Origin of the sequence: Nocardiopsis listeri (assembly GCF_020741345.1) — a bacterium.
Lineage (GTDB): Bacteria > Actinomycetota > Actinomycetes > Streptosporangiales > Streptosporangiaceae > Nocardiopsis > Nocardiopsis listeri_A.
Map to the genome: position 1 here is coordinate 1 of NZ_DYZD01000057.1, position 7,889 is coordinate 7,889.

The 7,889-nt window shown below is 68.5% G+C and carries 7 protein-coding genes and 1 pseudogene; 3 read left to right on the plus strand and 5 right to left on the minus strand.

Annotation, left to right across the window (positions count from 1 at the left end):
• The 3 genes and pseudogenes from K8V84_RS03525 to K8V84_RS03535 all read left to right on the plus strand — a co-directional run.
• On the plus strand, window positions 1-1,255 hold a 1,255-nt coding region (locus tag K8V84_RS03525; protein ID WP_304070285.1), incomplete at its 5' end, for an LCP family protein.
• Window positions 1,256-1,481: 226 nt separating this feature from the next.
• Window positions 1,482-2,858, plus strand: coding sequence for an LCP family protein (locus K8V84_RS03530; protein ID WP_304070297.1), 1,377 nt, complete (start codon window positions 1,482-1,484; stop codon window positions 2,856-2,858).
• Between the two features lie 149 nt (window positions 2,859-3,007).
• A pseudogene (locus K8V84_RS03535) lies at window positions 3,008-3,151 on the plus strand (helix-turn-helix domain-containing protein); the annotation flags it as partial.
• Between the two features lie 91 nt (window positions 3,152-3,242).
• Here the strand turns inward: K8V84_RS03535 and K8V84_RS03540 are convergent.
• The 5 genes from K8V84_RS03540 to K8V84_RS03560 form a co-directional block, all read right to left on the minus strand.
• Window positions 3,243-3,953, minus strand: a complete 711-nt coding sequence (locus K8V84_RS03540) for a DUF4191 domain-containing protein (RefSeq protein WP_304070288.1) — start codon at window positions 3,951-3,953, stop codon at window positions 3,243-3,245.
• Between the two features lie 215 nt (window positions 3,954-4,168).
• On the minus strand, window positions 4,169-5,122 hold the full coding sequence (gene lipA, locus K8V84_RS03545) for a lipoyl synthase (protein ID WP_067606887.1): 954 nt from the start codon (window positions 5,120-5,122) through the stop codon (window positions 4,169-4,171).
• A 97-nt stretch (window positions 5,123-5,219) separates the two neighbouring features.
• Complete coding sequence (gene lipB, locus K8V84_RS03550) at window positions 5,220-5,924, minus strand: lipoyl(octanoyl) transferase LipB (protein WP_304070290.1); 705 nt, start codon at window positions 5,922-5,924, stop codon at window positions 5,220-5,222.
• A gap of 9 nt (window positions 5,925-5,933) precedes the next feature.
• On the minus strand, window positions 5,934-6,866 hold the full coding sequence (locus K8V84_RS03555; protein ID WP_304070292.1) for a TIGR01777 family oxidoreductase: 933 nt from the start codon (window positions 6,864-6,866) through the stop codon (window positions 5,934-5,936).
• Window positions 6,867-7,184: 318 nt separating this feature from the next.
• On the minus strand, window positions 7,185-7,742 hold the full coding sequence (locus tag K8V84_RS03560; RefSeq protein WP_304070294.1) for an NAD(P)H-dependent oxidoreductase: 558 nt from the start codon (window positions 7,740-7,742) through the stop codon (window positions 7,185-7,187).
• Window positions 7,743-7,889 lie beyond the last annotated feature (147 nt).

Genomic DNA, 7,889 nt, shown 5'->3' on the forward strand with positions numbered 1-7,889 from the left:
CGAGTGGGACCGGCCCACCAGCGTCGAGGGGGTCATGAACCTCCTCATCATCGGGTCCGACGTCCGCTCGGGTGAGAACGCCGACTACGGCGAGGCCGAGGGCGAGCGCCCCGACACCATGCTCATCGCCAGCATCAACGTGGACAACGGCGCCGCCACCCTGGTCAACCTGCCCCGCGACCTCATGGTCGACCTGCCGGACTGCGAGGCGTCCGAGGGTTACGAGGGCATGGGCGCCCACCAGGGCATGGTCAACTCGGCGATGACCTTCGGCGGGGTGGGCTGCCAGTGGAAGACCGTGGAACAGGTCACCGGTGTGCACCTGGACCACTTCCTCATGATGGACTTCACCGGGTTCAAGGACATGGTGGACGCCCTGGGCGGGGTGGAGATGTGCATCCCCGAGTCGATCGACGACCCCAAGGCCCACCTTCGGCTGGACGCCGGGCTCCAGACGCTCGACGGCGAGGACTCCCTGGGCTTCGTCCGCTCCCGTTACGCCCAAGGTGACGGCAGCGACCTGTCGCGGATCGACCGCCAGCAGGAGTTCATGGGCGCCATGCTCCGCGAGGTCCTCAGCAGCGAGGTGATGACCAACCCGGTCACCATCACCAACTTCCTGGGCGCCGTCACCGACTCCATCAGCACCGACGACGACCTCACCGTCGAGACCATGACCGACATGGCCATCTCCATGCGCGAGGTCGACCTGGACCGGGTCCAGTTCGTCACCGTCCCCAACGGGGCCCACCCCGACGACGAGAACCGCATCATGATGAGCCAGCCCCAGGCCTCGGAGTTGTTCGAGGCGATCAACGCGGGCGTGGACCTGGCGGGTGAGGACGACGACACCTCCGACAACAAGGACGACGAGGAGACGGCTCCGGTCGATCCCTCCGACATCACGATCCAGGTGGTCAACAACACCGGCATCGACGGGCTCGCCCTGGAGATCCAGGCCGTCCTGGTCCAGGAGGGGTACGTGGTCACCGGTACGGGCAACCCCGAGCTGCGCGCCCCCGCCGCGACCACCGTCTACCACGGTCCGGGCGAGGAGGCGGCGGCCGAACTGCTCGCCGGTTCCCTGGAGAACGCCGTGACCGAGGAGGCCGAGGGGCTGGAGCAGACCCTCGAACTGGTCGCCGGGTCCGACTGGAACGGTTTCTCCGGGGGTTCCTCCGCCGAGACCGACCTGTCCATCACCGATGACCTGGGCGGAGTCACCGCCGAGGCCGACGAGGAGAGCGCCTGTTGAGGCGACCGGTCCGGCCGCCGAGCCCGGTGGCCGGACCGCTGACCGGGGTCTGACACACGGATACCGTTCCGGTAGCATCCGGTGGGTTACGTCCGAGTACACCACCGTGGTCCCTCCCGCGGCGGATCCCCTCCCGGACGGTCCCACCCCCTCCCGTGCCCCAGATCGGATCGCAGGTGCCCTCTTGGCCCCAAGAAACGTGTCCAAGGCCGCCGTCGCAGGCAAGATGACCCTTGGGAAATGGGCGGCGTGCGCCGCGACCGGCGTGCTCATCGCCGCGAGCCTGGTCGTCTACATCGGTTACCAGGGAATCTTCGGTATCGACACCGCGGATGTGGACCCCGACGGCTGGGGTGACCGTCCCGCCCAGGTCGAGGGACTGCACAACATCCTGCTGCTGGGCACCGACGAGCGTGCGGGGGACGACGCCTCCTACAACGAGCTGAACGGGATCCGCCCCGACGTCCTGGTCGTCATCAGTATCGACGTGGACAAGGGCGGGGTGACGATGGTCAACCTCCCGCGTGACACGATGGTCGAGATCCCCCCGTGCGAGGCGGCGGAGGGAGACGGCGCGGGCTGGGCCGGCGGCGTCGACCAGCTCAACCACGCCATGACCTACGGCGGGATGGACTGCCAGGGCAACACGGTGGAGACCATCACCGGCATCCACCTCGACCACATGGTCCTGGTGGACTTCGCCGGGTTCGAGCACATCGTCGACTCCATCGGCGGCATCGAGATGTGCGTTCCCGAGCCCGTGGACGACCCCAAGGCGCATATCAAGCTGGACGCGGGGGAGCAGAAGCTCAACGGCGAACAGGCGCTCGGTCTGGCCCGTTCCCGGGACAGCGCGGCCAACGGCAGCGACCTGGGGCGCATCGAGAACCAGCAGCGCATGATGGGCGCGATCCTGCGCGAGGTCACCTCCGGGGACATCCTGTCCAAACCCAACAACCTGATCTCCTTCCTGAACTCGGTCACCGACAGTCTCACCACCGACAGTGAGTTCACCGTCGACAAGATGACCGAGCTGGCCATCGCCATGCGCGAGGTCGACCTGGGGCGGATGAACATGGTCACGGCGCCCGTCGAGGACTACCCGGTCGATGTCAACAAGGTGCAGTTCCAGGAGGCCGCCGCGCAGGACCTGTTCGACTCGGTGGCCGCCGGCGAACTCGCCGAGGAGGACTCCGAGGATTCCGAGGAGTCCGGGGACGACCCGGGTGGTGTGGAACCCTCCGACGTGTCCCTGCTGCTGCTCAACAACACCGGGGTCGACGGTCTGGGCGTTCAGGTCGAGCCTCTGCTGGCCGAGGAGGGGTTCACGGTCACCGACACGACCAACCCCGAGCTGCGGGTCCCGGAGGTCACCACCGTCTACCACGGGCCCGACAAGGCCGAACACGCCGAGCTCCTGGCCGAGGCCGTCCAGGGCGGCGCTGAGATCGTGGAGGAGCCCTCCCTGGGGGAGGACCTGGAGTTGGTCATGAGCGGTGGCTGGGAGGGCGTCGCCGGCGTGGGCGGTGGCTCCGGCGGCGGTTCCAGCGTCGATGACCTGGGCGGCACCAACGCCGCCGAGGACGACGTCAGCTGCGACTGACCCGGCCTCGGATCCCTGGGACGTCACGGGCCCGCGCTCACGATGAGCGCGGGCCCGTTCTCGTTCTCCCGCCTTGTCGATGAACGATGAGGAGGAGCCCAGGTCCCTCGAAGCCTGGTCGTGCGGGGCGTCCGGATCCGGACGAGTTCCTCGTCGAGCGGGTCGGCGTCACCGTGGTCGACCCGTCGGTGCTCAAGAACGGGCGGGCCGAGGCGATCCGCCTCTCCACCCTGGCCGCCCTGCGCCGGGAACCCGAGTGTCGGCCGGGAGCACTCATCGGCTACCGCCCGGACCATTGGACCCGCCCACGCGAACGGGGCCGTCGCACCGGTCGGTGCGACGGCCCCGTGGAAGGTCCGTTGACGAGGGCGGAGGCGGCCCGGGTCAGCCCATCTTGCCGCGCATGCCCTTCGGCATCTTGGCGCCCTTGGGCATGGGTCCCTTGGGCATCTGCATCGCGGCCGGAAGTGCCTTGAGACGGTAGGTCAGCTCGGCGGTGCCGGACTTGTCCAGGTTGCGGGGCAGCTTCACCAGGGCCCGCTGCAGCTTGGAGACGGGCACCTGGTCCTCACCGTTGCCGACCTTGAAGTCGTAGATGGGCGTGTCGTTGGCGACACGCGACACCCGCTTCTTCTCACCGGCGATGAGGCCGCGCAGACGACCCGGGTCGCCCTCGCCCACCAGGATCACGCCGGGGCGGCCCACCACGCGGTGGACGACGTCCATCTGCTTGTTCGCGGCCACACCGGGCTCGACCACCCAGTTGCCGCGCATGTTCTCCAGGATCGCCATGCCGGCACCCAGCCGGCCGTCGAGCATCTTGTACTGCACCTTCTGGGCCGACCGGGTGAACATGATGAACCCGACCAGGAAGGCGATCGGCAGACCGGTCAGCGGCCAGATGATCCAGGAGCCGGTCCAGACGCCGATACCGATGAAGACGGCGAGGATCACGAGCGCGACGGTGATCGCGAGCGGGATCGTGCGCGGGCTCTGCTGGTGGACGACCTTGGCGACCATGCCGATCTGCTTCAACCGGCCCGGCTGCTTCTCGCCACCCTTACCGGCGGACGTGGTGTCGGACTTCTTCGCCATGGTTCTTTCAGGCAGCGCACACCGAGTGACTCGGTGGGGAAGGGTCCCTCTGCTGCCTTGCCTCCTCTACGCGGTCGACCTTCGGTGCGGCGCCTTGTCGGCGCCACGATCAGGGCGCCTCGGAACCACCAGGATATGTCTCCGAGCACCCACATGCGGAACGGTGGCCCTCGGGCCACCGTTCCAGGTTGGTCACGACTGTGACGAAACGTTCGTTATGCGTTGTTCGTGGCCGCCGCGGCCTGGGCCTCACGCTTCTCGCGCGCCTGCTTGTACAGGGTGCCCGCGCGGTAGGACGAACGCACCAGTGGACCGGACATGACACCGGCGAAGCCGATCTCCTCGGCCTCCTTGCCCAGCTCCACGAACTCCTGCGGCTTCACCCAGCGGTCGATCGGGTGGTGCAGCTTGGAGGGACGCAGGTACTGGGTGATGGTGAGCAGGTCACAGCCGGCCTCGTGCAGGTCGCGCATGGCCTCGCTGATCTCCTCACGGGTCTCGCCCATGCCCAGGATCAGGTTCGACTTGGTGACCAGGCCGTCCTCGCGGGCCATGGTGATGACGTCCAGGGAGCGCTGGTAGCGGAAGCCCGGGCGGATGCGCTTGAAGATCCGCGGCACCGTCTCCACGTTGTGCGCCAGCACCTCCGGACGCGAACCGAACACCTCGGCCAGCTGGTCGGGGTCGGCGTTGAAGTCCGGGATGAGCAGCTCGACGCCGGTGTCGGGGTTGAGCTCGTGGATCTTGCGGACCGTCTCGGCGTAGAGCCAGGCGCCGCCGTCCTCCAGGTCGTCACGGGCCACACCTGTGACGGTGGCGTAGCGCAGCTCCATCTTCTGGACGGAGGTGGCGACCTTGGTCGGCTCCATCTTGTCCAGGGCGGTGGGCTTACCGGTGGCGATCTGGCAGAAGTCGCAGCGCCGGGTGCACTGGTCACCACCGATGAGGAACGTGGCCTCCCGGTCCTCCCAACACTCGTAGATGTTGGGGCAGCCCGCCTCCTGACAGACGGTGTGCAGGCCCTCGCCCTTGACCAGGGACTGGAGCTCGGTGTACTCGGGCCCCATGTGCGCCTTGATCTTGATCCACGGCGGCTTTCTCTCGATGGGGGTCTCGCTGTTGCGCGCCTCCACGCGCAGCAGCTTGCGGCCCTCAGGAGCGATGGTCAACGCGAACCCGTTCCCTTCTGTACCCCTGTGACGGGGACCCTCGCGCCCCTTGTGGGGGCGGCACGTCCCGGTGGGGACTGGCTCATGGTGTGGTCTTTCATGCTCGGGCGGTGGCGTCGGTGAGCAGCTCGGCGCCGTCGGTGTGGCTGAATTCCGCCGCGCCGAGCACGTCGGCCAGGTGCCGTTCGAGGCGCGGTCGCACGTCGGCGACGGTGACGGCGCGCCCCAGTTCGTTGGTGAGCGAGGTGACCCCCGCGTCGGAGATCCCGCAGGGGACGATCCGGTCGAACCACGACATGTCATTGTCGCAGTTGAGGGCGAGTCCGTGCATCCCGACCCCGCGGGCGATTCGACAGCCGATCGCGGAGATCTTGCGTTCGATGAGGCCGCGCTCGGGATCGGCCTCCAGCCACACTCCGCTGCGACCCTCCACGCGCTCGCCGGTGAGGCCGTACTCCGCGATGGTGCGGATGACGGACTCCTCCAGCATGCGGACGTAGGCGATCACGTCGATGGGCTGGTCCAGCTTGACGATGGGGTACACCGTGAGCTGTCCGGGGCCGTGCCAGGTGATCTTGCCGCCTCGATCGATGTCCACGACGGGCGCGCCGGGATCGGTGATGGGACGATCCCACCTCCCGGTGCGTTTGCCCGCGGTGTAGACGGGTTCGTGTTCGAGGAACAGGACGGTGTCGGGCAGCTCGTCGGCGACGCGGCTCTGGTGGAGTCGTTTTTGGAGATCCCAACCCTGGTGGTACGGGACGGGAGTGTCGCCCAGCCATGCGTAAACGAGATCACTCACACCCCCACCTTACGCCCCGACGGGAGGGGCGGGTCGGGGCAGGATGTCGGAAAGCGCACTGTCGATGTCGGGCAGAAGGAAGGAATAGCCGGCCTTCTCCAGACGTTCGGGTCGGGCCCTCAGGTCCACGAGGGCGCTCTCCTCGGTGAAGCCGCCCAGGGCCACGTGGATCGCGGGAGAGGGGAAGGGCACGACGGCGGGGCGGCCCAGGGCCTTGGCGAGCGCCCGGGTGAAGTCCGCGTTGCTCACGGGTTCGGGCGCGCACAGGTTCACCGGGCCGGTCACGTCCGGTCGCTCCAGCAGGAACCGGATGGCGCCGACCTGGTCGACCAGCGAGATCCACGTCAGGTGCTGGGCGCCCGATCCCAGCCGGCCGCCGAGGCCCATGCGGTACAGCGGCAGCAGGGAACGGAGCATGCCGCCCTCCCGGGCCAGGACCACCCCACTGCGCAGGTGGGCCACCGACATCCCGGCCTCCCGTGCGGGGAGTGTGGCCTCCTCCCAGCCCCGGCACAGTTCGGCGAGGAAGCCCTCGCCGGAGGGGCCCTCCTCGGTGGCCACGGTGTCTCCGGTCGCGCCGTAGAAGTGGGTGCCCGAGGCGCTCAACAGACGCGTGGGCCGATGCTTCATCCCGGCCAGGGCCCGACACAGGCCCAGGGTGCCCTCCACCCGGCTACGACGGATCAGGCGGCGTCGACGACGGGTCCACAACCCGGGGCCGAAGGGTTCGCCGGCCAGGTGGACGACGGCCTCGGCCCCGCCCAGGGCCACGGCGTCCACCCGTCCCTGTTGCGCGCGCCACTCGGCCTCCTCCACCCCGGGCGTCTCGCTACGGCGTGGAGGACGCCGTACCAGGGTCACCACCGTGTGTCCGTCCGCCAGCAGGGAGGCGGTCAGCGCACGACCGACCATCCCGGTCGCACCCGTGATCGCCACTCTCATGCCCAGGGGTTTACCCGCTGGTAGGAGACCACTCGAAGTTTTCTCGACCTTTTTCGGTGAAAGCCCTGCGCGCGGTCCCCAGGTCTTCTAGGTTGAGTCGTGGGACAGGGAACTCCGCGTCAACGCGGAGATACCCTGGGCGATCTTCGGATCGTCCAGGCGGGCGCGAGCCCGCGCACAGACCTTTGATGATGGGGATCATCAGGGGATGGTGATTGGTGGGGTAGAAAGGCGGGGCGGTGCCGGAAACGGCACCGCCCCGTCCCCGTTGTTCAGCGTCTCCGCCGGCGATTGGGCCCACCCTCGTCCGCCGTCACGCTATCCCGGGTAGGGGCGGTCGCGTCTGGCGTGGCGTAGGGACTCGCCCCACCAGGCCAACTGGTCGAGCATCTCGTCCACCGCGGCCTCCGCGCCGCGCAACTCCTCGCCCCCGGCGCCGGCCATGAACAGACCTTGGGCGTTGTGCAGGCTCACCGAGGTGCGCACCGAGGTCACGTGCAGTTCGCTGAAGACCCCGCGCAACTGCTCCACGGCGCGCAGGCCGCCCGACATCCCTCCGTAGGAGACGAACGCGACCGGTTTGGCGAACCACTCCTTGCGGGCCGAGTCGATGGCGCTCTTGAGCGGCCCGGGGTACCCGTGGTTGTACTCGGGGGTCACCACCACGAAGGCGTCGGCGGCGTCGATCGCACGGGAGAATTCGGTGGCTTCGGCGCCCTGGTCGTCGGACCAGTGCTCGCCCACGTCGAGGACGTCGACGTCCACACCGGGGCGGGCCGCTACGAGGTCGAGGAACCAGGCCGCGATGACGGGACCCGTGCGTCCCCGACGACCGCCTCCGAGGAGGACGGCCACTCGAAGGTTCTCCTGGTGCATGTGAGTCCTTTTCCTGGGCACGAAGGGACGATCGTCACCAGCGTACGAGCTCAAGTTAGCTTGAGGTCAAGCCCGTGGAAGGTGACACCATGCTCACCATGGGGCGCCCGCTTCACGAGAACGGCCCGGGGCCGGCACCACGTACGG